This window comes from Achromobacter sp. ACM04, from assembly GCF_014851465.1.
Classification (GTDB): Bacteria; Pseudomonadota; Gammaproteobacteria; order Burkholderiales; family Burkholderiaceae_B; genus Achromobacter; species Achromobacter aegrifaciens.
The window spans coordinates 33,864-58,957 of the sequence record NZ_JACUZS010000006.1; the positions used below are offsets into that span (position 1 = coordinate 33,864).

General features: G+C 67.5%; 23 protein-coding genes. 11 read left to right on the forward strand and 12 right to left on the reverse strand.

Annotated elements, in window-relative coordinates; genetic code table 11:
* Positions 1-74 precede the first annotated feature (74 nt).
* From IB259_RS28565 to IB259_RS28575, 3 genes are all read right to left on the reverse strand, one after another.
* Positions 75-1,040, reverse strand: coding sequence for a tripartite tricarboxylate transporter substrate binding protein (locus IB259_RS28565; RefSeq protein WP_192330771.1), 966 nt, complete (start codon positions 1,038-1,040; stop codon positions 75-77).
* An 89-nt stretch (positions 1,041-1,129) separates the two neighbouring features.
* Positions 1,130-1,606 (reverse strand): MaoC family dehydratase, encoded by a 477-nt coding sequence (locus IB259_RS28570; protein WP_054451219.1) that lies wholly within the window; start codon positions 1,604-1,606, stop codon positions 1,130-1,132.
* Positions 1,603-2,850: a CaiB/BaiF CoA-transferase family protein gene (locus IB259_RS28575; protein ID WP_082400718.1), complete on the reverse strand. Its 1,248-nt coding sequence runs from the start codon at positions 2,848-2,850 to the stop codon at positions 1,603-1,605. The genes IB259_RS28570 and IB259_RS28575 overlap by 4 nt, the downstream gene beginning before the upstream one ends.
* 71 nt (positions 2,851-2,921) lie before the next feature.
* Between IB259_RS28575 and IB259_RS28580 the strand changes: the two genes are divergently transcribed.
* Positions 2,922-3,818, forward strand: coding sequence for a LysR family transcriptional regulator (locus IB259_RS28580; protein ID WP_225596971.1), 897 nt, complete (start codon positions 2,922-2,924; stop codon positions 3,816-3,818).
* Between the two features lie 8 nt (positions 3,819-3,826).
* Here IB259_RS28580 and IB259_RS28585 read toward each other — a convergent pair whose 3' ends face one another.
* Positions 3,827-4,819 (reverse strand): tripartite tricarboxylate transporter substrate binding protein, encoded by a 993-nt coding sequence (locus tag IB259_RS28585; RefSeq protein ID WP_192330775.1) that lies wholly within the window; start codon positions 4,817-4,819, stop codon positions 3,827-3,829.
* A gap of 58 nt (positions 4,820-4,877) precedes the next feature.
* The gene (locus IB259_RS28590; protein WP_054451348.1) at positions 4,878-6,077 is read right to left on the reverse strand and encodes a CaiB/BaiF CoA-transferase family protein; all 1,200 of its coding nucleotides are present in this window, start codon (positions 6,075-6,077) and stop codon (positions 4,878-4,880) included.
* A gap of 160 nt (positions 6,078-6,237) precedes the next feature.
* Between IB259_RS28590 and IB259_RS28595 the strand changes: the two genes are divergently transcribed.
* The 8 genes from IB259_RS28595 (at position 6,238) to IB259_RS28630 (ending at position 14,707) form a co-directional block, all read left to right on the forward strand.
* A complete protein-coding gene (locus IB259_RS28595) occupies positions 6,238-7,287 on the forward strand; it encodes an AraC family transcriptional regulator (RefSeq protein ID WP_119451015.1) in 1,050 nt (349 codons plus the stop codon).
* A gap of 107 nt (positions 7,288-7,394) precedes the next feature.
* On the forward strand, positions 7,395-8,927 hold the full coding sequence (locus tag IB259_RS28600) for a class I adenylate-forming enzyme family protein (RefSeq protein WP_192330777.1): 1,533 nt from the start codon (positions 7,395-7,397) through the stop codon (positions 8,925-8,927).
* Positions 8,924-10,108, forward strand: coding sequence for a lipid-transfer protein (locus IB259_RS28605; protein WP_054451223.1), 1,185 nt, complete (start codon positions 8,924-8,926; stop codon positions 10,106-10,108). Before IB259_RS28600 ends, IB259_RS28605 begins: the two co-directional genes overlap by 4 nt.
* A gap of 10 nt (positions 10,109-10,118) precedes the next feature.
* Positions 10,119-10,562 carry a MaoC family dehydratase N-terminal domain-containing protein gene (locus IB259_RS28610; protein ID WP_125471084.1) on the forward strand — a complete coding sequence of 148 codons (444 nt, stop codon included), beginning with the start codon at positions 10,119-10,121 and terminating at the stop codon, positions 10,560-10,562.
* A 9-nt stretch (positions 10,563-10,571) separates the two neighbouring features.
* On the forward strand, positions 10,572-10,991 hold the full coding sequence (locus tag IB259_RS28615; RefSeq protein WP_054451225.1) for a MaoC family dehydratase: 420 nt from the start codon (positions 10,572-10,574) through the stop codon (positions 10,989-10,991).
* Between the two features lie 19 nt (positions 10,992-11,010).
* Positions 11,011-11,835 carry an SDR family NAD(P)-dependent oxidoreductase gene (locus IB259_RS28620; RefSeq protein ID WP_054451226.1) on the forward strand — a complete coding sequence of 275 codons (825 nt, stop codon included), beginning with the start codon at positions 11,011-11,013 and terminating at the stop codon, positions 11,833-11,835.
* Between the two features lie 15 nt (positions 11,836-11,850).
* On the forward strand, positions 11,851-13,005 hold the full coding sequence (locus tag IB259_RS28625) for an acyl-CoA dehydrogenase family protein (protein WP_192330779.1): 1,155 nt from the start codon (positions 11,851-11,853) through the stop codon (positions 13,003-13,005).
* 40 nt (positions 13,006-13,045) lie between these two features.
* A complete protein-coding gene (locus IB259_RS28630) occupies positions 13,046-14,707 on the forward strand; it encodes a long-chain fatty acid--CoA ligase (protein ID WP_192330781.1) in 1,662 nt (553 codons plus the stop codon).
* 103 nt (positions 14,708-14,810) lie between these two features.
* On the opposite strand, the gene IB259_RS28635 is transcribed toward IB259_RS28630, so the two are convergent.
* Genes IB259_RS28635 through IB259_RS28665 form a run of 7 tightly spaced genes read right to left on the reverse strand, consistent with a single transcriptional unit; the run spans position 14,811 to position 22,682 of the window.
* Entirely contained in the window at positions 14,811-15,791 is a 981-nt protein-coding gene (locus tag IB259_RS28635; protein WP_175161824.1) for a tripartite tricarboxylate transporter substrate binding protein, read from the reverse strand.
* Between the two features lie 29 nt (positions 15,792-15,820).
* Positions 15,821-17,038 (reverse strand): CaiB/BaiF CoA-transferase family protein, encoded by a 1,218-nt coding sequence (locus IB259_RS28640; RefSeq protein WP_225589080.1) that lies wholly within the window; start codon positions 17,036-17,038, stop codon positions 15,821-15,823.
* Positions 17,035-18,186: an acyl-CoA dehydrogenase family protein gene (locus tag IB259_RS28645; protein WP_192330960.1), complete on the reverse strand. Its 1,152-nt coding sequence runs from the start codon at positions 18,184-18,186 to the stop codon at positions 17,035-17,037. The genes IB259_RS28640 and IB259_RS28645 overlap by 4 nt, the downstream gene beginning before the upstream one ends.
* A 39-nt stretch (positions 18,187-18,225) precedes the next feature.
* Positions 18,226-19,431, reverse strand: coding sequence for an acetyl-CoA acetyltransferase (locus tag IB259_RS28650; protein WP_192330783.1), 1,206 nt, complete (start codon positions 19,429-19,431; stop codon positions 18,226-18,228).
* Positions 19,412-20,884 (reverse strand): 3-oxoacyl-[acyl-carrier-protein] synthase III C-terminal domain-containing protein, encoded by a 1,473-nt coding sequence (locus tag IB259_RS28655; protein WP_192330785.1) that lies wholly within the window; start codon positions 20,882-20,884, stop codon positions 19,412-19,414. The genes IB259_RS28650 and IB259_RS28655 overlap by 20 nt, the downstream gene beginning before the upstream one ends.
* Positions 20,881-21,756 carry a MaoC family dehydratase gene (locus tag IB259_RS28660; protein WP_192330787.1) on the reverse strand — a complete coding sequence of 292 codons (876 nt, stop codon included), beginning with the start codon at positions 21,754-21,756 and terminating at the stop codon, positions 20,881-20,883. The genes IB259_RS28655 and IB259_RS28660 overlap by 4 nt, the downstream gene beginning before the upstream one ends.
* 8 nt (positions 21,757-21,764) lie before the next feature.
* Positions 21,765-22,682: an SDR family NAD(P)-dependent oxidoreductase gene (locus tag IB259_RS28665; RefSeq protein WP_175161832.1), complete on the reverse strand. Its 918-nt coding sequence runs from the start codon at positions 22,680-22,682 to the stop codon at positions 21,765-21,767.
* A 346-nt stretch (positions 22,683-23,028) separates the two neighbouring features.
* Here IB259_RS28665 and IB259_RS28670 point away from each other — a divergent pair, with 346 nt between their 5' ends.
* Positions 23,029-24,033: a LysR family transcriptional regulator gene (locus tag IB259_RS28670; protein WP_192330789.1), complete on the forward strand. Its 1,005-nt coding sequence runs from the start codon at positions 23,029-23,031 to the stop codon at positions 24,031-24,033.
* A 76-nt stretch (positions 24,034-24,109) separates the two neighbouring features.
* Positions 24,110-25,093: a tripartite tricarboxylate transporter substrate binding protein gene (locus IB259_RS28675; protein WP_175161836.1), complete on the forward strand. Its 984-nt coding sequence runs from the start codon at positions 24,110-24,112 to the stop codon at positions 25,091-25,093.
* Position 25,094: the final 1 nt, after the last annotated feature.

Sequence of the window (25,094 nt, forward strand, 5' to 3'; positions counted from 1 at the left end):
TTGCCGTCCGCCTGGCAGCTCAGACAGAAGCGCCCGCGATTCGCGGGCGTTTTTGCATCTGCCTTCAGCAACCGTCAGTCCAGCTTCACGTTGGCGGCCTTCACCACCTCTCCCCACCGCGCGATTTCGCTCTTGATGTAGGCGGCATATTCCTGCGGCGTGGATCCCAGCGCCTGCGCACCTTGCGCCTTGAGCTGCCTGGTCATTTCAGGCGATTGCAGCGCGCGCTGGATTTCAGCGTTCAGCTTGTCGATGACCGGCGCGGGCGTGCCCGCCGGCACCACCACGCCTTGCCAGGCGCCCATCTCGAATCCGGGCGCCACCGTTTCCGCCACCGTCGGCACGTCGGGCAATTGCTCGCTGCGCGCGCCGCTGGTCACGGCCAGCGCGCGCAGCTTGCCTTCGCGGATGAAGCCCAGCGAATCGTTCAGCGTATTGGTCATGAGCTGCACCTGCCCGCCGACCAGATCCGTCATGGCCGGGGCGCTGCCGCGATAGGGGACGTGCACCGCATCGATTTCGAGCGAGCGCAACAGCAACAAGGCGCCCAGGTGCGTGACGTTGCCGGCGCCGGCCGACCCATACGACAGCTTGCCGGGATGCTCGCGCGCATACTGCACGAAGGTCCGGGTGTCCGGCGCCGGCACGGACGGATGCACCAGCAGCACCAGCGGGATCACCGCCGTGGACGACACCGGCGCGAAGTCCTTGACCGGATCGAAGGCCAGCGACCGGTACAGATTGGGGCTGAGCGCGATGGAGGAGGTGTTGTACAGCACGGTGTAGCCATCGGGCTTGGCGGCAGCCGCGTACTGCATGCCGATGTTGCCGTTGGCGCCGCCCTTGTTCTCGACCACGACGGTCTGGCCCAGCTGGTCAGTCAGCTGCTTGGCCAGCACCCGGGCGACCAGGTCGGTCGGCCCGCCAGGCGGGAAGGGCACCACCATGGTGATGGGGCGTTCGGGCCAGGCTGCGTGGGCGCTGGCGGCGGCGCCCAGCGCGAGAATGGCGAGGCTGCCTGCCAGCAGTGCTTTCTTCATTGCTTGTCTCCTTGTGCTGTTCTTGTGACGCGGATCGCGTCCCGGCGCCAGCGCCCTCTACGGGGGGCGCTTGATCGCCTGATGATGGTTCAGGGCCTGCCGGCCAGCATGCGGGTGGCCGTGTATGCCATTACCGGCTTGCCGTGCTGGTTGCGTACTTCGATGACCGAGGCGACCACCGCCCGGTTGTGCTGCGAGGTGGGACGTATGCTCGTGACTTCGATCTCCGCCCAGATGGTGTCGCCCGCGACCACGGGCGCCAGCATTTTCTTGTGGACTTCCAATAGCGCCAGCCCGGTGCCTTGCACCATGCCCTGCATGATCAGCCCCTCGATCAGGCCGTAGGTCAGGCCGCCGGGGGCGGGGCGTCCCTGGATCGCGCCGTGGGCATACGTGGCGTCGATGAAGATCGTCTCCAGCATGCCGGTCACGCTGATGAAGTTGACGATGTCGGTCTCGGTCACCGTGCGGCGGAAGGTCTGAAAGCGCTGGCCCACGGCCAGGTCCTGCCAGTAATAGCCCTGGCCAAGCTGCTTGATATCGTCGGCGTTGCGGTCTGCGGTCATGCGGAGTCCTTGCGGTTGTTCGGGGTTGAGGGATGCGCGTCGCGGGCTGCGCCCGATTCCAGAAGCCCGGCGATCTGGGCTTCATCCAAGCCGGCCTGGCGCAGCACGTCCAGCGTGTGTTCGCCCAGGCGCGGCGGCATCGCGGGCGGCACATGGGAATGCTGCAGACGCACCGGGTTGCGGGGAAAGCGGTAGCGGCTGCCGGAGGCGCTGTCGAGCGGCGCGAAGAAGTCCACGCTTTGCAGGTGCGGGTCGGCCTCCAGGTCCTGCAGGCGGTTGATGGGTGCGGCGGGGATTTCCAGGCGCGCGCACAGCGCCAGCCAGTAGGCGGTATCGCGCCCGGCCACGATGCCGGCCTGCAGTTCGTAGAGCGTTTCGATGTGCCGCGTGCGCGACGCGATGTCGGTAAAGCGCGCGTCCTGCGCCAGATCGTGGCGGTCCGCGGCGATGAAGAAGTCGTGCCAATGGGCGTCGGTGTAGGGCATCAGGCAGACATGGCCGTCGGCGGTCTTGCAGGGCTTGCGCCAGGGCGTGAGCACGCGCGGATAACCGGCCTCGCCGGGCTCGTCGACCAGGTGCCTGCCGTAGTAGTGCTCGACCAGCGCGTAGGACGCCATGCTTTCGAACATGGGCACTTCCAGCTGCTGGCCCGCGCCGGTGCGCTCGCGCTGGAACAGCGCGGCCAGGATGGCGTGCGCCGCGATCAGTCCGCAAGTCTTGTCGGCGGCCACGGTGGGCAGGTAGCGCGGTGCGCCGGTCTGGCGGTCCACCAGGTCGGCCAGGCCCGACAGCCCCTGGATGATGTCGTCATAGGCGGGCTGGCCGTCGTAGGCGCCGCCCGCGCCGAAGCCGTACAGGCCGGCGTAGACCAGGCGCGGGTTGCGCGCGCATAGCGTGTCCGGATCCAGTCCCAGCGCGGCCATCTTGGCGGGGCGCATGCTGTGCATCAGCACGTCGGCCTGGTCCGCCATCGTCAACAGCGCCTGGCGCGCCGCGGCCTGCTTCAGGTCCAGCACGATGCTGCGCTTGTTACGGTTCAGGCCCAGGAAGATGGCGGCCAGCCCGGGTTCCTGGGCGGGGCCGGTATGCCGCGTCGAATCGCCCGCAGGCGATTCCACCTTGATCACGTCGGCGCCGTAGTCGGCGAGTATCTGCGAGGCATAGGGGCCGAACACCACGGACGTCAGGTCCAGGATGCGCACGCCGCCCAATGCGCTGGCTTGGGATAGGGGAGTGGCTGTCATGGCGGAAATCCTATCGGCCGTCGGCATACGCGTCTAATATGGCGTAGGTATTGGGCGATATGGAATTTGTTATGGCTATCGATTTGCGGCAGCTCCGGCAGTTCGTCACCATCGCGGAGTTGGGCAGCTATCGGCGGGCCGCAGACACGCTGCACATTGCGCAACCGGCGCTGTCGGTCTCGATCCAGAAACTGGAACACGCGGTGGGCGCGCCGCTGCTGGTGCGCGGCCCCAAGGGCGTGACGCCGACGCCGGCGGGACAGGCATTGATGGCGGACGCGCGCCGTGCGCTGTTCCACGCCGACCAGGCGCGCCAGGCGGCCCGCCGCGTTGCGTTGGGCGAGTGGGGCACGCTGCGGCTGGGGTTTGTGGGTTCTGCCACCTACATGCTGCTGCCGCGCTGCCTGCCGGCCTTCCGGGCGCGGTATCCGGACGTCCAGCTGGACCTGCGCGAGGACAGCACGGTCGGGCTGGTCGCAATGCTGCGCGCCAACGATATCGATGCGGGCCTGGTGCGCGGTCCGCTGGCGGAAGACGCAGCGCTGGATTCCTGGGTGGTGGAGCGCGACGATCTCATCCTGGCCGTGCCGGCAGGGCATCCGTTGGCCGCGGGCGGGCCGGTCAGCCTGGAGCGTGCCCGCGCCGAGAACTTCGTGCTGTATTCGCCCCTGAAGGTGCCGGGTTTGCACGGCGTGGCGCAGGCGCTATGCCTGAAGGCGGGATTCTCGCCGCGCATCAGCCAGGAGGCGATACAGGTGCAGACGCTGATCAGTCTGGTCGCCAGCGGCATGGGCCTGGCGCTGGTGCCGGGCGTGACGCGCGCGTATTCCACCCCGCACGTGGCCTTCGTGCCGCTTAACGACGCCGACGCGCACGATGCGCTGTCCCTGTCGCTGGTGACACATCGCGACACGTCCTGCGCATCGGTGCTGCGCCTGCGCGACTGCATGCTGAACCCTGCGGGCTGAGGTCGCGGCTACGTCTTCAGGCCCAGTTCGGCCACGAATCTCTTTTCTTCCGCGACCTGCCGGACCGCGAAGTCGGTGTAGGCGGCGCTGTCCATCAGCATGTGCGGCTGGTCGGCGGTTTCCAGCGCGCGGTTGTATTCCGGATCGCGGGACGCGCGGTGGAATGCCTGCTGCAAAATGCGCGTGACCTCGGGATCCATGCCCTTCGGTCCGGCGATGCCGACTGGATTGGCCGCGACGATGGGATAGCCCAGTTCCGTCAGCGTGGGCACGTCGGGCACGCGTTTGGCGCGGGTTTCACCCAACACCGCGAGCAAGCGCGCCTTGCCGGTGTCTATCATCGGCCCCCAGCCTGCATCCGAGATCATCTGGATATGGCCGCCCAGCAGCGCGGTGGTCTCTTCGGCCGCGCCCTTGTAGGGGATGAAATTGAAGCGCGTGTTCGTCAGCCGCGACAGGCGCTCGATCGCGATGCGCCCCGAGCCGCCGGTGCCGGTGCCGCCGTAGCTGATCTTGTCGGGATGCGCGCGCGCGTCGGCGATCATTTCGTCCAGCGTGCGCCAGGGTGCGTCCTCGCGCACCACGATGGCGTACGAGTAGGCGGTCATGCAGGCGACGTAGGTGAAGTCCCTGAGCGGGTCGTAGTTGACCTGCTGCAGAAAGGGGTAGCGGAACAGCGTGCCTACCACCACCGACACGGTATAGCCGTCGGGTGCGGCGGTCTGCGCCATGGCCGCCGGGCCCAGCGTGCCGCCTGCGCCCGGCCGGTTGGCAATCACGACCGTCTGGCCCAGTTCGCGCGAGGCAGCGGTCGCCAGCGCGCGCATCTGGGTGTCCGTCGCGCCGCCCGCCGGAAACGGCACGATGAGCGTGACGGGGCGGGCCGGAAAGCCCGAGGCGCTGGCCTGACGCGGCAAGGCCAGCGTGGCGGGCAAGGCCGCACCCAGCTTGAGCAGGCTGCGGCGCAGGGGCGAGGGAAGGCTGCGATGTGGATCTTTCATGATTGTCTCCGTCCTGGTTATGGTCGCTTGGGTGGCGGGCGGGGCTGGCCGTATGTGCCTACAGCGCAATGCCGCGCCCGATCAGGCTGGCGACGTCCGGCTCGCTGTAGCCGGCCTCGCGCAGGATCTGATCGGTGTGTTCGCCCGGCAGCGGAGCCTGGCGATGTATGGCGAACTGGAAGCCCGACATCTTCACCGGGCTGGCCACATGGGTGTTACGGCCATAGACCGGATGCTCGGTCTGCAGCGGCATGCCGCGGGCGACGAACTGCGGATGCGTCAGGCCCTCCGCCAGCTTGAGCACGGGCGACACGCAGCAGTCGGCGCCTTCAAACAGTTCCAGCCAATGCGCCAGCGGCCGGGATCCGAAGATCTGCTGCAATTCGCGGCGCACGCGCTCCTGCTGCGCCGCGTCGCCGTCGCGGTGCAGCGGCGCCAGATCGGGGCGATCCAGCCGCCGGCACAGCGTTTGCCAGAATTTCAGCTCCAGCGCGGCGACCGCCAGATAGCGCCCGTCCGCAGCGCGGTACTGGCCATAGCAGGCCAGCCCGCCGGACAGGGTATCCGCGCCCGCCGGCCGCGTGTCGCCGCGGGCATTGAGCGTGGCCAGCGGCACGACGGCGCCGGCCAGCAGGCCGTCGGCAATGGCGATATCGATGTACCGTCCGCGCCCGCTGCGCTGGGCGTCGTACAGCGCGGCCAGGATGCCCATTACCGCCGTAAGCGAACCTCCAAGTATGTCGGCCACGGGCAGGTTCGACAGCGCCGGCAGATCGGGCCCGCAGCCCATCTGGTCGGCGACCCCGGCGCAGGCCGCATAGTTCAGGTCGTGGCCGGCGGCGTCGCGCTGCGGACCGTCCTGTCCGTAGCCCGTGATGCTGCAGTAGACCAGCCGGGGATTGTGGCGCGCCAGGGTGGCGTAGTCGGCCTGCAGCCGCGCGGCCACGCCTGGACGGAAACTCTCGATCACCACGTCCGCGCCGCGCGCCAGCGCGGCCAGCGCCGCCTGTCCCTCGGGATGCTTGAGATCCAGCCGCAACCCGCGCTTGTTGCGGTTGCAGATGGCGCGCAGGGGCGGCGGCGCATAATCGCCCGCCTGCGTATCCTCGATCTTGATGACGTCGGCACCCAGGTCGGCCAGGTATTGCGCGCCCAACGGGCCGGGCAGCAGCCGCGACAGATCCAGGATCCTGACGCCCGCGAGCGGGGCGGTGTTCGGTGTATCCAAAGAGGGACTCCCGTAAATACGAAGTGGCATGCCCATTCGGGGTTCGGGCCAGTCTAGGCGCGGCTTTCCGGCTGACCAATGGCGGATTCGCTGATTGCGCTTGGCGAGAATGCTCACGCCGGCCATTCCTGTGGGCGCAGGCTTTGGCTACCATCGATCCATCGGCGTACGCCGGCCGCTGGATATCCTCATGACCCATCACACCATCGCCGTGGGACATATCGCCCAGATCCTGCAAGGCGCGCGCAGCCGGGGCGTGGACGTGGACCGGGTCCTGACGCGCGCCGGCGTGCCGCCGTCCCTGCTGCAGGCGCCGATGGCGCGGGTATCGCAGGCGCAGCTCGCCCAGATCATGCGGACGCTGCGCCGCGCCACCCGGGACGACTTCCTGGGCATGGGCCAGCATCCGGTTCCCATGGGGGCGTTCGACCATGCCTGCCGGCTCGCGCTGCGGGAAGACACGGTGGGGCAGGCGCTGCGCGTGGCGTTCCGCTACTACCACGGCGTGCTGCGGGATTTCACCGCCCGCTTGTGCGTGAGTGGCGAGCGGGCGCGCATCGTGCTCGACTCGCGCGCGCCCAGCAGCTGTGCGCGCTGGTATGGCGAACGCTCCTTTCTATTCTTCACGCTGGGCGTGGCCAACTGGCTAGCGGCGCGGCGCATTCCCATCCTGGGCGTGGACTACAGCAGCGGCGCACGCAGCGCCGATGCGCACAGGCTGTTCTACGCGCCAGTGCGCTATGGCCAGCCGGTGACGGGCCTGTGGCTGGAGTCGCGCTGGCTGGCCTTGCCGGTGGTGCAGAACGAACAGACGCTCAAGCCGTTTCTGGCCAATGCGCCGTTCGACCTGTTGGTGAAGTACCAGGACCGCACCACCCTGACCGATCGCATCCGCCGTCTGTTGCGCAACGATCTGTCCAGGGAGTTGCCGTCGCTGATCCAGGTCAGCGCGCAACTGGCGATGACGCCGCAGACGCTGCGGCGGCACTTGCGTGAAGAGGGGCAGGGCTTCCAGGCCCTGAAGGATGACTTGCGGCGCGATGCCGCAGTCGAATACCTGGGCCGCCACGATCTATCCCTGATGGACATCGCCGAGCGTCTGGGCTTTTCCGAACCCAGCACCTTCCACCGCGCCTTCAAGAAATGGACCGGCGTGTCGCCGGGAGAATACCGCCGCAACCGCCTGGTCTGCGGCCCCGAAGGCCGGCAAGCCGCTGACACTTTTCGCCTATCGGTTTGACGCCTGCGGCCATTGCCGCGATCCGGCCCCAGGGAGGAAGCTAGGGGCTCGAGGACGAACGCACGCTGTTCCGCGCAAGGAGCACGGCGCCGCAGGAGACGAGCACCATGTATCTGACACAAGGCCTGCATCGTGCAGGCCGGCTGCACCCCGGCAAGATCGCGCTGTGCGAAGACGCACGGCGCTGGACCTACGCGGCGCTGATCGATTGGACCGCGCGCAAGGCCGCCGTGCTGCGCGGCCATGGCGTGCTGCCGGGAGATCGCGTAGCGTTCTGGGGCGCCAACGGCGCGGACTATGTGTCGTGGATCCTGGCGTGCTGGTGGCTGGGGGCGGCCGTGCTGCCTTTGAACACGCGCTGGAGCTGCCCGGAGCTTGCGCAGGCACTGGCCGACTGCGGTCCGCGCCTGCTGTTGGTGGACGAGACCATGGCCCCGCGCATGGCCGATGTGGACGTTCCTGCCAGCACGCAGCCGCTGTCCGCCGACGTGCTGGAAGCGCACGCCGCCGCGGCCGCGCCGCTGGACGATGTCCGTGCGGGTGGCGACGCGCTGGCCGCGATCCTCTTTACCGGCGGCACGACCGGCGCGCCCAAGGGCGCCGTGCTGACGCACGCGAACCTCTGGAGCGCTGCGGTGGCCAGGATGGCTACGGTCCCCACGCCGCCCGACAGCCGCACCCTGCTGGTCGCGCCGCTATTCCATGTTGCCGGATTGGGTCGATTGATCGGACAGTTTGTCGCGGGCGCATCGGTGGCGGTCCAGCGCGGCTTCCAGCCCCGCGCGGTGTTGCAGGCCCTGCAGGACGACGGCGTAACCGAAGTGCTGCTGGTGCCCAGCATGATCCAGATGCTGCTGGACGAACCCGGATTCGCGCAGTACCGGCTGGACGGCGTGCGGCGCGTGATCTGGGGCGCCTCGCCGATTTCCCGGGCGTTGCTTGACCGGGCGCTGGCGGCCTTTCCGCAAGCAGAGTTCGTGCATGCCTACGGCATGACCGAAACCGCCGCCACCGTCGCTATCAATGCGGACGTGCGCCAGGGCGGCGCGCGCACCGAATCGGCGGGACGGCCTGCGGTAGGCGTGGAGACGCGCATTCTCGCGCCCGATGGCAGCGAGGCGGCGCCCGGCGCCGTTGGCGAGCTGTCGGTGCGCGGGCCCATGGTGATGCAGGGTTACTGGAACCGGCCTGAAGAAACGCGTCGCGCGTTCGACGGGGACTGGTTGCTGACGGGCGACGCAGCCCGCCAGGACGAGGATGGATACCTGTACATCGTCGACCGCCTCAAGGACATGATCGTCAGTGGCGGCGAAAACGTTTACGGCGCTGAAGTGGAAGGCGTGCTGGCCCGCCACGCGCTGGTGGCGCGCTGCGCGGTCATCGGCGTGGCGCACGCGCGCTGGGGCGAGGCTGTGCACGCGGTAATCGTGCCGCATCCAGGCATGGCCGCCGACGCCGACGCCCTGGACAGGCATTGCCGCCTGCAGCTTGCCGCCTACAAATGTCCCAAGACCTACGAGTTCCTCAGCGAATTGCCCATGTCGGCCGCCGGCAAGGTGCTGAAGTCCGTGCTGAGACAAGACCATGAATCCAGGCGCGCGGCCGTCGCCGCGCCCGCTCATCAGGAGAGTCAGACATGAATCGGAAAGTATGGGTGGCAGGGGTCGGCATGATTCCTTTCAGCAAGCCCGGCGCCAGCGAGGCATATACCGTGATGGGCGCGAGCGCCGTGCGCCAGGCCCTGCGGGACGCGGGGCTGCAATACGACGCGGTCCAGCAGGCCTACGCCGGCTATGTCTACGGCGATTCGACCGCCGGCCAGGCGGTGGTCTACGGCGTGGGGCTGAGCGGTATTCCGGTGTTCAACGTCAACAACAATTGCGCAAGCGGTTCGTCGGCCCTGTTCCTGGCGCGGCAGGCGGTGGAAAGCGGGGCGGTGGAGTGCGCCCTGGCGGTGGGCTTCGAACAGATGGTGCCTGGCGCGCTGAAAGGCGTGTACGAGGACCGCCCGTCGCCACTGCAGGACTTCGTCCTGGCGATGAGCGAAATGCAGGGCTATGACACGGCCAAGCCGCGCGCCGCCCAGTTCTTCGGCGGCGCGGGCCGCGACTACATGAAGGAGCACGGCATCGGCGCCGACGTCTTCGCCCGCATCGCGGTCAAGGCGCGCCAGCATGCCGCGCGCAATCCTTACGCCGTGTTCCGCCAGCCGGTCACGCTGGACGAGGTGCTGTCCGCGCCCATGATCTTCGATCCGCTGACGCGCCTGCAATGCTGCCCGCCGACCTGCGGCGCGGCGGCCGCCATCCTGTGTTCGGACGAGTTCGCGCGCCGCCACGGCCTGGCGCCCGCCGTCAGCATTGCCGCGCAGGCCATGACGACGGACACGCCGTCCACCTTCGGCGCCGGCGACATGCGCAAAGTGGTGGGCTTTGACATGACGCGGGCCGCAGCCGACCAAGTCTATGAGGCCGCCGGTATCGGCCCTGACGACGTGGACGTGGTCGAGCTGCACGACTGCTTCACCGCCAACGAGCTGATCACCTACGAAGGCCTGCGCCTGACGCCCGAGGGCAGCGCCGAGAAGTTCATCCTGGAAGGCGACAACACCTACGGCGGCAAGGTCGTGACCAATCCATCAGGCGGCTTGCTGTCCAAGGGCCATCCGCTGGGCGCAACCGGCTTGGCGCAGTGCACCGAGCTGGTGTGGCAACTGCGAGGCCAGGCGGACTTGCGCCAGGTCGAAGGCGCCAGGCTGGCGCTGCAGCACAACCTGGGATTGGGCGGCGCCTGCGTGGTGACGCTGTACCAGGCGGCCTGAGGAGAACGCAATGCTCGATACCAGCCATATCGGCGCCGCCTTGCCGGCGTTCAACGCGACCGTGGAGGCAGGCCGCCTGCGCTTCTTCGCGAAGGCCACCGGCCAGGACGACCCGGTCTACACCGACGAAGCCGCCGCGCGAGCGGCCGGCTACCCGGGACTGCCGGTGCCGCCGACCTTCTTCTTCTGCCTGGAAATGGACAGCCCCCGGCCCGCAGCCATGCGTGAACTGCTGGGCATAGACATAGCGCGGGTGCTGCACGGCGAACAGGGGTTCGTCTACCACGCCATGGCGCATGCCGGCGACGAATTGCGCTTTGAACCGCGCATCGCCGACATCTACGCCAAGAAGGGCGGCGCGCTGGAGTTCGTCGTGCGCGAAACCCGGGTGACCGACGCCGCGGGGCGCCTGGTCGCCGAACTGCGCGCGACGACCGTCGTGCGTAACGCCTAGGAGACAGGAATGACTGCGGCCATGAATCATGACGCCAGGGCCGGCGACGAGCTGCCCGGTTTTACCGCGGGGCCGATCAGCCGATTGGGGCTGGCGCTGTATTGCGGTGCCTCGGGCGACCACAACCCCATACACGTGGATCTGGATTTCGCGCGAGCCGCCGGCATGGACGACGTCTTCGCCCACGGCATGTTGTCGGCTGCCTATCTGGCCCGGCTGCTGACGAACTGGGCGCCGCAATCGGCGTTGCGCGAGTACGCCGTGCGCTTCGTGGCGATCACGCACGTGGGTGACGAGGTCCGCTGTTCCGGCAGCGTGGTGGAACGCTTTGAAGCGCAGGGAGAAACCCGCTTGCGGGTGGAGCTGCATGCGCGCAGCCAGACCGGCGAACTGCGCCTGAGCGGTGTGGCAGTGCTGGCAATTCAGTAGCCCAGGAAAGGAGAGAACGATGGGTACATTGGAAGGCAAGGTCGCGCTGGTTTCGGGCGCGGGACGCGGCATCGGGCAGGAGATTGCGCTGAAGCTGGCGCGCGAAGGCGCCAACGTGGTGGTGAACGATCTGGACGCGGGGCCTGCGGAAGAAACCGTGGCGCTGATCCGCAAGGCGGGCGGCCAGGCGCAGGCCTGCGCGGGCAGCGTGATCGAAGCGGGCTTTGCCGAACGTTTCGTCGGCACCGCCGTGGACACCTATGGCGGCCTGGACATCATCGTCAACAATGCCGGCTACACCTGGGACAACGTGATCCAGAAGATGACGGACGAACAATGGGACGCGATCCTGGCGGTGCACCTGTCCGCGCCGTTCCGCATCCTGCGGGCGGCCTCCAGCTTCATCCGGGTCGCGGCCAAGGCCGAAGCGGAACAGGGCAGGGAAGTGTTCCGCAAGGTCGTGAACATCTCGTCGACTTCCGGAGTCATGGGCAATGCCGGCCAGGCCAACTACTCGGCCGCCAAGGCCGGCATCAACGGGCTGACGCGCGCATTGGCCAAGGAATGGGGTCGCTACAAGGTAAACGTCAACAGCGTGGCCTTCGGGCTGATCAAGACGCGCCTGACCGAAGCGCCGGCCGACGGTGATGCCACGCTGGATATCGAAGGCCGGCAGATCAAGGTGGGCGTCAATCCGCAAGTGCTGAAGAACGCCGAAAGCCTGATCCCCATCGGCCGCGCCGGCACGCCGGCGGAAGCCGCAGGTGCGGTGTACCTTTTCTGCCTGCCCGAGTCCAACTACGTCAGCGGCCAGGTCCTGGTCGTCGGCGGCGGCCGTCCTTGAAAAGGGGGGAGCGCTATGGACACGCCACGGCAAGGCTGGATGGATGCGGACCTGACGCTGTTCCAGGATTCGACGCGCCGCCTCTTCGAAAAGGAGTTCGTGCCCGACGAAGAGCGCTGGCGCAAGCAGCAGCACGCGGACCGCGAGGTCTGGAACAAGGCGGGCCGGCTGGGCCTGCTGTGCGTGAGCATGCCCGAGGCCTATGGCGGGGGCGGAGGCAACTTCGCGCACGAGGCCATCGTGGCGGCGGAGCAGGCGCGCGCCATGGTGCACGGCTTCAGCAACAACGTGCACAGCGCCATCCTGGCGCATTACATACTGAACTACGGCACGGAAGAGCAGAAGCGGCGGTGGCTGCCACGCATGGCCACGGGCGAACTGGTGGGCGCCATCGCCATGAGTGAGCCGGGAGCCGGGTCCGACCTGAAGAGCGTGCGCACCACCGCCGTCAAGCAGGGCGAGCAGTATGTCCTCAATGGCTCCAAGACCTTCATCACCAACGGCTTGCACGCGGACCTGGTCTGCGTGGTCGCCAAGACCGATCCCCAGGCGGAGGCCAGGGGCGTGTCGCTGATCATGGTGGAAACGCAGGACCTGCCGGGCTTCAGGCGCGGGCGGTTGCTGGAGAAGCTGGGTCAGAAAAGCCAGGACACGGCGGAGCTGTTCTTCGATGGCGCGCGCGTGGGCGAGGACTGCCTGCTGGGTGGCGTCGAGGGCCGCGGCTTCGCCCAGCTCATGCAGCAGCTGCCGCGCGAACGGCTGCTGATCGCGGTGGGCGCCGTGGCCACCATGCGTCGCGCCATCGAGGAAACCCTGGCCTACGCGAGCTCCCGGCAGGTCTTCGGCCAGGCGCTCATCGAACTCCAGAACACGCGCTTCAAGCTGGCCGAGTGCGAGACAGTCGCCACCATTGCGGCGCGTTTCGTCGACGATTGCATCGAGCGCCAGCTGGCGGGCACGCTGGACCTGTCCACGGCGGCCATGGCCAAGTGGTGGACCACGCAGATGAACTGCCAGGTGATCGACGAATGCCTGCAATTGCACGGCGGCTACGGCTACATGCTTGAATACCCGATAGCCAGGCTGTACGCGGATGCGCGGGTCGGCAAGATCTACGGCGGCTCCAACGAGATCATGAAGGAAATCATCGCGCGCGCCATGACCGCCTGAGGCGCATGGCGGACAGTCAGAACAACGATGAGGAGACAAGATGCACCAAGCGCATTATCGGTACTGGCCCAAGGGGCTGCCGAAGGAGATCAGCCCGCCGCAGTCCAGCCTGTACTTCAACCTGGAGGCGTCCGCCACGCGCTATCCGGGCAAGGCCGCCATCGTGTTCTACGACACCGTGCTGGACTACGCGCGGCTCAAGCGCGAGGTCGACGCCATGGCCGGCTACCTGCAGCACAGCGCGGGCGTGAAGGCAGGCGACCGCGTCCTGTTGCTGAGCCAGAACTGTCCGCAGTTTGTCATCGCGTACTACGCGATCCTGCGCGCCGAGGCGGTGGTGGTGCCGGTCAATGCCATGAGCACGCCGGACGAGTTGGCGCATTACCTGGCGGACAGCGGTGCCCGCGTGGCCTTCGCGGCCCAGGAACTGTGCGCGCGGCTGGACGGCTTCGCCGCTGACGGACGCCTGGAGCGTGTCATCGTCCACACCTATTCGGATTATTTGCAGGGACCGGCTCCTGATGCGCCCGAATGGGTCGCCGCGCCCAGGCGCGCACCCGATGTGCGCGGCGGCGTGCCCTGGTACGGCGCGCTGGCGGTCAACGTACAGCCGTTGCCGCACCGGGCCGGGTCGAAGGACCTCTGCCTGCTGCCTTATACCTCGGGCACCACTGGCCGGCCCAAGGGCTGCCGCCATACCCACGGCACCATGAATGCATCCCTGGCCGGTTCGCAGCTATGGCGCGGCCTCACCTCCGAAGCGGTCATCATGGGCGTGGCGCCGATGTTCCATCTGCTGGGCATGCAGAGCTGCATGAATACGCCAATCCTGCTGGGCGCCACGGTGGTGGTACTGCCGCGCTGGGACCGCGAAGTGGCCGGGAGGCTGATGGCGCGTCATCGCGTCAGCGTCTGGGCCGCGCCGCCCGCGATGGTCGTGGATTTCTTCGCGCAACCCGGCATCGAAAAGCTGGACCTGTCCAGCCTGGCGCAGCTATGCGGCGGCGGAGCCCCCATGCCCGAGGCGGTCGCTGCCATGTTGGCCAGCCGCTACGGCATCACCTACAACGAGGCCTATGGGCTGACGGAAACCGCTTCGTTCCTGCACTGCAATCCGCTGGACCGCAACAAGCGCCAATGCATAGGCGTCCCCACTTTCGGCGTGGACACGCGGATCGTGGATCCGGCCACGCTGGTTGAACTGTCCCAGGGCGACACCGGCGAACTCGTCACGCGCGGCGCGCAGGTCATGCTGGGGTACTGGAACAATCCGCAGGCCGATGAGGAAGCCTTTTTCATGCTGGACGGGCAGCGCTATTTCCGCACCGGCGATTTGGGCCGCGTGGACGAAGACGGCTATTTCTACGTGACCGATCGCCTGAAGCGCATGATCAACGCATCCGGCTACAAGGTCTGGCCGGCGGAGGTCGAGAACGCGCTGTACGAGCATCCGGCAGTCCACGAGGCCTGCGTGATCGGAGTGCCGGATGCCTGCCGCGGCGAAACGGTGAAGGCTCTGCTGGTGTTGCGCGACGAGGCGCGCGGCAGTGTGCGCGAAGAAGAGGTGATTGCCTGGGCGCGGACGCGCATGGCTGCCTACAAGGCGCCGCGCATCGTGGAGTTCGTGGAGGTTTTACCTAAGTCCAGCACGGGCAAGATCCTGTGGCGGCAGCTGCAGGAGGAGGGCAAGACGGCGGCCTAGCTCGGCGTGTCCGGCAGCTCAGGGGCCGGCGGGCCGCTCCTGGCCATTCTCGGCCCGCACCCCTGGCGCAAGCGGCTGATGCAAGAAGGGGCGGCTGGCTAGCCTATCTCAGGGTGATCCCCGTCTGTTGCACGACCCGCGTCCAATATTGGCGATCGTCCTCCATCCTTGCGGCGAGATCCCTTGACGTGCCGCCTTCAGCGATCAGTCCCAGTTGCGCATAGCGCTCGCGCACGTCGCTCGTTGAAAGCACGGTTGCCACATCTGTCGTGATGCGGTCGGCCACGGCCTGAGGGGTGCCGGGCGGCGCGTAGAGCCCAACCCAGGTATCCCGGTTCAGGCCGGCGATGCCCAACTGGTCGAAGCTGGGCACGCCGGGCAGCAGGGGCGAACCCGCCGGCGTGGTGACGGCCAGCACGCGGGTCTTGCCCGTCTGGGCCGCCTTGGTGGCGCCGGATGCGCTCAGGAAGGCGCTGCCTACGTGTCCCCCTAGCAGGCCGCTCAGATTGGGGCCTTCTCCCGCAAAGGGTATGTGGGTGATGTCGATGTCCATTTCGCGCTTGAGCAGTTCGCCGAAGAAATGCGTGCTCGTGCCTTCGCCGCTGGAGCCGAAGCTCACGGCACCGGGCTTGGTGCGAGCCAGCTCGACATACTGTGCGAGGCTATCCGCCGGAACCGCTTGCCGGTTGACCAGTAGCGCGACCGGTGTGGTGAAAAGGGTGGACACGGGCACCAGGTCCGCTGCCGCCGGCGCAGCGCCATCCTGGCCGCGGCTTAGCTGTTCGTTGAGGGTCGAATTGGTCGCCGCGACCAGGGTGTTGCCGGGCGGACTCTTGGCCGCCAGGGCCAGGCCGATGCGGCCGGAGGCGCCGGGGCGGTTCTCGACGATCACGGCCTGATTCCACAGGACGCTCAAGCGCTCGGCCAGGATGCGGGCGGCGCCATCGACGGCGCCGCCCGCGGGGTAGGGCACGATCAACCGCACCGGCTGGTCTGGGTAGGGGTCGGCGGCGCAGGCGGCCTCGGGGTTGAGCGCCGCGATCGCGACGGCCATGAACGCGATCAAGCGGATGGCATGGTGCATTGCTGGTCTCCCTTGTGCATATCGAGCGCTCAAATCACGCCGGCCGCGCGCAGCCGGGCGATGCTGTCTGGCGGCAATCCCAGCAGCTCGCCATAGACCGTTTCATTGTCTTGCCCCAGTTCGGCGCCAGCATGGCTGGGCTCCGTCGGATCGCGGGCGAAGCGCGGCACGACGTTGGGCATCTGCAGCATGCCGAAGTCGCGGTCCGGGACGTCAACGATGGAACGCCGCGCCACCACGTGGGGATCCTTGACCACCTGTTCGATGGTGTAGATCGGCGCCAGCGTGCCGTTGGCCTGTTCGAAGGCCGCGAGCACCTGGTCCAGATCGTGTCCGGCGCACCAATCGATGAAGACGCGGTTCAACTCCTGTTCATGCAGGACCCGGCTGGCGTTGTTGGCGTAGCGGGGATCCAGCGCCAGGTCCGGCCGGCCGATGGCCTGGCAGTTGTTGGCGAACATGGAGTCGATCGAGCCGGCCATGGATACCCAATGGTTGTCTCGCGTCCGGTAAACCGCGGAAGGTGCGGAGTAGGGGCTGCGGTTGCCGTTCCGGGCGGGCACGGTACCAAGCTGCTGGTAGACCCCGGGCATGAAGTCCAGCAGCCGGGTGATGCACTCCGTCAGCGCAAGGTCGATCTCTTCGCCGGGCCGGGCAGGGTCGCGGGCGCGGGGCCATAGAGCCGTGAGGATGCCGATGGCGCCGAACAGTCCACCTATCGAGTCGCCGAGCGGCACGCCGGCGTGCATGGGCTCGTCCTCGGCATGCCCGGTGACGGTGGTCAGCCCGCCCATGGCCTCGAAGATCCGTGCGAAACCGGGCCGCTCCGAGTAAGGGCCGGACTGGCCGAAGCCCGTGACGCGCAGGATCACCAGGTTGGGCTTCAGCGACCACAGCACTTCCTTGGTCAGGCCCCAGCGGTCGAGCGTGCCGGGCCGGAAGTTCTCGATCAGCACGTCGAACTGCGGCACAAGCTGCTTGAAAATGTCGGCGCCTTCCGGCGTGCGCAAGTCCAGCGTGGCAAAGCGCTTGCCGCGCTGGGCGGTCTTCCACCATATGCTTCTGCCGTCCTTGAACGGCGGAAAGGCGCGCATGCCGTCGCCCTTGCGCGGCAGTTCCAGCTTGAGCACGTCGGCGCCGTAGTCGGCGAGCAGCGTGGCGGCGAAGGGGCCAGCGAGGACGGTGGCGATGTCCAGCACCTTCAGCCCGGCCAGGGGGCCTGTCTTGGCGTCGCGTCCTGTCATCATCGCGGCGCCAGTTGGCGGGCGATGATCTCCTTCATCACCTCATTGGCCCCGCCATAGATTTTCTGGCCGCGAGAATCCACGTACATGCGCGCGATGGGGTATTCACGCATGAATCCATAGCCGCCGAAGAGCTGCAGGCAGCGGTCGACCGTCTCGCACTCCTTCTGCGTGCCCCACCATTTCGCCATGGCGGCGGTAGCGGCGTCCAGTCTCCCTTGTTGCTGCCAGGCGATGCACTGATCGATGAAAACCCGCGCCAGCGCGGCCTCCGTCTTCATCTCGGCGAACTCGAAACGGGTGTTTTGCAGCTTGAACAGGGGCTGGCCGAAGGCCTGGCGCTGATGCACGTGTTCCAGCGTCAGGCGCAAGGCCCGTTCGATGCTGGCGACGGCGCGTATGCCGATCAGCAGGCGCTCATAGGGCAGCTGCGCCATCATCTGGGCGAATCCCTGGCCTTCCCCGGCGCCCAGCAGGTTGGCGGCGGGAACCCTGGCCTCATCGAAGAAGAGTTCCACGGTATCCTGCGCCTTGAGTCCGATCTTGTCCAACGGCTCGCCGCGGCGAAACCCCGCCAGCCCGCCGGTTTCCACCATCAGCAGCGACACGCCCTTGGCGCCCAGGGTGGCGTCGGTCTTTACGGCCAGCATCACCAGGTCCGCATGATGGCCGTTGGTGTTGAAGGTCTTGGAGCCATTGACCACATAGCTGTCGCCATCGCGCCGCGCGCGGGTCTTGATGCCTTGCAGGTCAGAGCCGGCGCCGGGTTCGGTCATGCCGATGGACGCGATGATGTCGCCGCTGGCCATGCCCGGCAGCCAGCGCCGCTTCTGCTCCTCGTTGCCGTAGTGGTGCAGGTAGTGGCCGACGATGTAGTGCGGGCCGAAACCAGGGCCGAAGCCGCATTCCGCGCTGACTTCGACCAGCGCCGCCAGATGGGCGTAATCGCCGTCGCCACCGCCATGCTCCGAAGGAAGATCAGCCAGCAGGAAGCCCATCGCGCCGAGCTGATTCCAGACCTCGCGATCGACGTAGCCCTGCGCCTCCCAGGCCGGCAGGCGCGGTAGCAGTTCGGCGCTCCAGTAGCGGCGGGCAGTTTGCTGGAACTGTTCGATCTCTGGCGTGCGCCAGGGGGATTGGTATTCGTCCATCAACACGTTGTTTCTCCTTTCTTGTCCGATGTGCGCCGGTCAGGCGCCGTACTTGCCCAGCACGGAGACGCTGCACACGTTCTGCCAGGGAAAGCCGCCCAGGTTGTGGATCACACCCAGGGCGGGATCGTCGGCGCGCTGGCGGGCGCCGGCGCGGCCCAGCATCTGCAGATACATCTCGTAGGCCATGCGCAGTCCGGTCGCGCCGATGGGATGGCCAAAGCACTTGAGGCCGCCGTCGATCTGGCAGGGAATCGTGCCGTCCGCGTCATAGAATCCGTCCAGCACGTCATGGGCGCCGCGCCCTTCAGCCGAGATGTGCATGTCCTCCATCGTCACCAGTTCAGTGATGGAAAAGCAGTCGTGCACTTCCAGCAGGTCGATCTGCTGGCGCGGCCGTCCTATGCCGGCCTCTTCATAGGCGCGGGCCGACGCGACCCGGGTGGTCTGGAAGTAGCTGCCGTCCCAGCTGTCGTGCCCGGCTTCGCTGCCGCTGGATACCGCCAGCTGGAGCGCCTTGATTGCCACCAGGTCGCGCTTGCCCAGGCCGCGCGCGATGTCAGGCGTGGTCAATATCGCGCAAGCAGCGCCGTCCGAAACGCCGCAGCAGTCGTACAGGCCCAGCGGCTCGGCGATCATCGGCGCGTTGATCGCGTCCTCCATGCTGATCGGATTGCGGAGATGGGCCTTGGGATTGCGGCCGGCGTTGGCGTGGCTTTTCACCGAGATATGGGCGATGGCGCGCTTCAGGTCGCGCGCATCGACGCCATGCTTGGCGCGGTAGGCGCTGGCCAACTGCGCGAACGAGCCGGGCGCGCTGATGTTGGGCCACACGATGTCGTTGAGCGGACCGCGCGGACGTTGGGGCAGGCCGCCGTAGCCGGTGTCCTTAAGCTTCTCCACACCGAAGGCCAGCGCAAAGTCGCAGGCGCCGGAGGCCACCGCATAGGCGGCGCCGCGCAGCGCTTCCGACCCGGACGCGCAGAAATTCTCCACTCGCGAGACGGGGGTGTTGGGCAATCTCAGGGCAACGCCCAGCGGTACGCCGCCGCTGCCCAGGTGCTGCGTTTCGATGCCGGTGCCCAGCCATGCCGCCTGGATCTGTTCCTTGCCGATCCCGGCATCCAGCAGGCATTCGCCGAAGGCCTCCACCGCGAGGTTCTCAGCGCTGCGATCCCAGCGCTCGCCAAAGTGCGAGCAGCCCATCCCCAGGATCACCACCTTGTCACGAATTCCCGTTGCCATGCCTGTTCTCCTTAGGGTTGGCGACGGTCGCCTTCCAGAAATAGCGGGTGTAGCCGCGCGCGGCGTCGTACGCCTTGATCCGAAAGCTCATGCGCAGCGCAACGCCGACAGCGAGCTCGTCTTCGTCCATGTCGGCGTAGTCCATCATCAGGCGGCCTCCGCCTTCGAACTGAACCATGCCGTAGCAGGCAGGCGGATCGGGGGTATAGGCCAGGCGGTCCGCCGTGTAGCTCATGATCCTGGCCGGGGTGTCGGCGAACGGCAGGTCCTCTTGCGTGCCGCTGGCGCCGCAGGCGGGATTGACGCAGATGTCGGCGCGCGGCCACTGGGCCGTGCCGCAAGCGCGGCAACGCCCGCCGACGAAGCCGTGCACCGCCTTGCGGTTGCGGTATTCGACGGAGAGCGGCGTAAGCTTGTCGTTGTCGGCGCGCATGCCGCGTTCCAGCGCAAGCTGGTCGTTGAAAACCAGGAACTTCATGTAGTTGTCCTCGGCCTTGCCGCGCGCCAGCCAGCCTTGCGCGCCCAGCCGGCCAGGCAGGGCGGCCAGGGCCGGGGTGGTGCGCAAGACCAGCACGTCCACTCCCTGGCCGAATGCGACCAACACCAGCACTTGCCCCGGGGTGGCCGCACCCAGAGCATGTGCCAGCATCAGCAGCGGATGGGCGCAGCCAGCGTTGCCTACCGTGGCCGCCAGCGTGTCATGCGCGCGGTCGGGGGGGATGCCGGCGAGCTTGGCGATCCGCTGCGCCGCGCCCTTTTGCGGCAGCGCCACGCACAGCGTATCCACCTGGCCAGGGGCCAGCCGGGCCTGGCGCAGCGCCGCCGAAATGGCCTGCGGAATCTGCGCGCTGTGTCCTTCCTCGCGTATCCAGCGCTCTTCCCAATAGGTGTCGGTGGCCGCGCCGACGCCGCGATAGTGGTCGGCCATGTCGATGCTGCGGCTTTCCAGCGCCAGGGGTTCGGCGATGGCCTCGCCATCGCCCACCAGCACCGCGCCCGCGGCATCGCCGTACAGCAGCTCCTGCGCGCTGGCCACTTTGGCCTTGCGGCGGTCGCTCGCCACGACCAGCGCGCTGCGTCCAGGGCCCCCGCGCAGCGCCTGCATCAAGGCGGAGGTTGCACCGCGCTGCGAGGACGCGACGTCGATGGCGCCGATGTCCTCGGCCAGATTCAAGGCCTGCGCCACGATGCTGGCGTTCAACCGGCTGGCGTAGGGCAACGAGGTCGAGGCCAGCAGCAGGTCGTTCACGGCGGGGCTATCGAACCCCTGCAGGCAGTCGCGCGCGGCTTCCACTGCCATGGTGATGGCATCCTCGTCGTAACCGCACATGGAACGCTCGCCGGCGCGATGTGCCGCCAGCGAGGCGTCGTACCAGGAATGGCTGCGCACGATCGCCTCGCGCTGCAGGCGCAGGCGCGGAATGTAGGCGCCGAAGGAAAGTATGCCTCTCATGCGCCTGCTCCGTGCGCCGCGTCGATGATGGCCAGACCGTTGTTCAGCACCACTTTCTGGCGTTCCAGCGCCGTGGCGCGGAAGCGGACTTCGCCGCTGGCGCCCCAGGCCTCGACGCGGATGGTCTCGCCGGGATAGACCGGCGCGCTGAAGCGCACGTCGATGCGCTTGAGTCTGGCCGGCTCGTAGTCGCACAGCATGCGCAGCAGCCCGTGGCAGGCGATGCCGTAGGAGCAGAGGCCATGCAGGATGGGCCGCTCGAAACCGCCCGCGCGCGCGACCTCGGGGTCCGCATGCAGCGGATTCAGGTCGCCGGACAGGCGGTAGAGTAGGGCCTGGGATGTCAGTGTGGGCAGGTCGCAGACGTGTTCGGGCGTGCTTTCCGGCAGCTTGGCGGGCGCCGGTGACGGGCCGCTGGCGCCGCCGAAGCCGCCGTTGCCGCGCGCCATCACTGCCTGTTCCACGGTGGCAAGCAGGGCGCCGTCGCGCGTTTCCAGCGTGCGTTCCACGAAGAAAAGCGCACCGACGTCCGGCCCCTTGTCGAGGATGTCCTTGATCCGCGTACGTCCGATGACGGTGCCGGCCGGCGCCAGCGGACGATGCAGCTGCACCGACTGGCTGGCGTGCAGAACTCGGCGCCAGTCTATGCCGGTGTCGGGTTCCTTCATCCAGAAGCCGGGGTAGCCTAGCACCGCGGCCTGGGTTGGCACCGCCAATTGCCGCTCTTCGTAGACGAAGGGCAGTTCGCGCGCATCCAGCGGGTCGCGGCCCAAGCCCAGTCCCAGCGCGTACAGGATGGAGTCCTTGGCGGTGTAGGTCTGCTCCACCGGTTCGAAGTGGCGCCGCATCAGTTTGTCGGGGTCGAGTCTCATGGCGGGCCTCATACCGGAGTCCAGGCGAAAGCCTCGCGCGCGCTTTCCAGCGGCACCAGACTGGGCTGCATCGCAGGGATTGCATGCTCGGCGATGGCTTCGACGGTCCAGCCTTCCGAGCGATGCACGCTGCGTACCGGCCGCGGCTGGCTGAACAGCATGATTTCGTTCTTGCGCACGCCGAAGATCTGCCCGCTCACGCCGGCGGCCAGGTCTGACAGCAGGTACACGACCATGGGGGCGATCTTGTCGGCGGTCATCTGCTTGAAGCGTTCCAACCGGCGCTTCTGCTCCTCGGTTTCGTCGGGCAGGGTGCCGATGAGGCGGCTCCAGGCCCAAGGCGACACGCAGTTCGAGCGTACGTTGCAACGTTCCATTTCCAGCGCGATGGAGCGCGATATCCCGACGATGCCCAGCTTGGCCGCCGAATAATTGGCCTGGCCGATGTTGCCCACCAGGCCGGCTGCCGAGGTCATGTGCACGTAGGCGCCGGACTGCTGCTCGCGGAACATCGCGGCGGCGGCGCGGCTGACGTTGTAGGCGCCTTGCAGATGCACGTCGATGACCTGCTGCCAGTCCACGTTGCTCATCTTGTGGAACATCCGGTCGCGCAGGATGCCGGCGTTATTGACCACGCCGTCCAGCCGTCCGAAGTTATCGACGGCGGTCTGTACCATGCGCGCCGCCGCATCCGGGTCGGAGACGCTGTCGCCGTTGGCGACGGCGCGCCCGCCTGCCTGGCGGATTTCCGCGACCACCTCGGATGCCGGGTCCAGCGTGCCTGCGCCTTCGCCGTTCGGACTGCCGCCCAGATCGTTGACCACCACGGCTGCGCCCTCGCGCGCCGCCAGCAGGGCGATTTCGCGGCCGACGCCGCGGCCGGCGCCGGTGACCAGAACGACTTTCCCTTCAAGTACTCCAGCCATTTCATCTCCTTGGCAGGTTGATCCGTACACCCGGAATCGGGATGGGCCAACTGTAGGCATGGAGGGCGAGCGGGGTAAGCACGCGCAGCGGATGGCAGGTATGCAGGATCGGCAACGCTCAGGTCGATTCGCCGTGATTCGGTCCGTGCTGCGTGGCAGCAAGAACGCTCCCGGAGCTGCTGCGGGTTGATCCCGATCCGGCATGGATGAAGCAGCCGGTCGGCGCGCGCTTGCCGCAACGCAGCACCTTTGACGCGGCGCCGCGCCAGGCCGCATGGGCGCGATACGCCCTGATATGATCAAAAAAAACCAATGCAGGCTGTCCCATCCCGGCAGGAGACAGAAAGTGAAACTGGTGGCCCGCGCAGCCGATGAGCTGAAGATCGAGAACGTGTCCGCTTTCGTCGCGACTGCGGAGTCAGGCAGTTTTTCGCAGGCGGCGGTGCTGCGGGGATGCTCGCAGTCCATGCTGAGCCGGCGGGTATTGGAACTGGAAGAACAGTTGGGCGGCCGCCTGTTCAACCGCACTGGCCGCGGCGTGCTGCTGACCGAGTTGGGCGTGGCGCTGCTGCCCGTGGCGCAGGGCCTGCTGGATGGCGCCACCGGCTTCCTGGAGCTGGCTTCCTCCACCAATGAGCAGCCGTCCGGCACGGTGGAGATCGCCTTGCCGCGCTGGGCCGCCGAAGGCCCGGTGTCGATGCTGGTGAATCGCATAACGTCCCAGTTTCCCAGGATCCATCTGGTCATACACGAAAGCTACAGCCGCGACGTGATGGACAGGCTGGCGGCGGGCAAGCTCGATATCGGCGTCTTCAACAGCTGCCAGCCCGAGCCGCCCGCCCAGGCACAGCGCCTGTTTTCGTCCGACCTGGTGCTGCTGGGCCGGCGCGATTCGCCGCTGTTGCGCGACCCCACCGTGCCGCTGGCCGCATTGAACGGCTTGTCCATCGTGATGCCGCCTTCGCCCAACCCCGTGGAGGCCGTGGTGCGTGAACGCACCCGCGACATGCAGCTGGAGTTGCGCGCGGAACTGGAGATCAACTCCGGCGCGATGATCCGCGAGGTGGTGCGCCGCTGCGGCCGCCATGCCATTACCCAGGTGCATCGCATCGAGGACTACCTGGACGAAGGCGACCTGGCGATTTCCCGCATCGTCGAACCGGCGCTCACCTTGCACACCTTCTGCGCCACCGGCGCCAAGCACCGCATCAACCGCGCCAGCCTTGCGGTAGAGCGCTGCCTGGTCGCGGTGCTGGGAGAGCACTTCGTCCGATTGCAGCAGGCCGCGCAGATGCGCGAGGCGCGCTGGGCCAAGGCCAGGCAGACAGCTGTTCAGACCGTGCATAGCTGATCGTCGGTTCCCGCATGGCACGCCGGAGTTCTTGTCGCTATCGTGACAGGCCACAAGAACCCGAGGAGACGAAACCATGTCCGTTGCCAGAACCGCGTGGCGCGCTGCAGTGCTCGCCTGCACCGCACTGCTTGCTTCGATGCCGGCCGCAGGAGCCGGAGCCGATGCCTATCCTTCACGGCCCATACGCTTCATCGTGCCCATCGGACCCGGCAGCAGCGGCGATACGATGACGCGCACCTTCGCCGAGCACCTGCGCAAAGTGGCGGGCCAGTCCACACTGGTGGAGAACCGGCCCGGCGCCGAACTCTCGCTAGGCACCCAGGTGGCGCTGAGCGCGCCAGCCGACGGCTACACCGTGGTGTTGATCAGCCCCAGCGCGACAGTGATCAACCCATTGTTTGTAAAAGACTTGCCGTATCGCCCCGAGGATCTGCTGCCGATGATCAACGTGACCCGGCACGTGGCAGTGCTGGTCGCATCGGTGAGTTCGCCATACAAGAACCTGGGCGACGTCGTCGCGGCAGCCCGCCGCGACAAGGGCGGTGTCAGCCTGGCCACCTACGGCAACAGCTATCGCCTGGGCGCGCTCGACCTGGCCAGCCGCGCGGGCGTGGATTTCAACCATGTCCCATACAAGGGCGCCGCGCAGGCAGTGGCGGACGTGGTGGGGGGCTCGGTGGATCTGGCGTTGATAGACATCGCCGGCGCCGCGCCCCTGGTCGCCTCGGGGAAAATCCGGGCGCTGGCCGTAGCCGGAGACCAGCGTCATCCGCTGTTGCCCGACGTGGCGACCGTGCAGGAATCGGGCTATCCCGGCTACTCCCTGTACATTTTCATAGGCTTCGCCATACACGCCAAGACGCCTCCCGCGATAGCCGGCAAGCTTGAAGACATGATGCGACAGGTCATGGACGATCCGGCGCTGCGGGCGCAACTGGCCCAGCAGAGCGGTGGCGAAGTGGTGGGGATTGGGAGCAAGGAATTCTCCCGGGAAATTCAGGCCGAAAAGCTGCGATACGGCGAACTGGCGCGCACGGTCGGCGGCGCGCTGCCGTGAG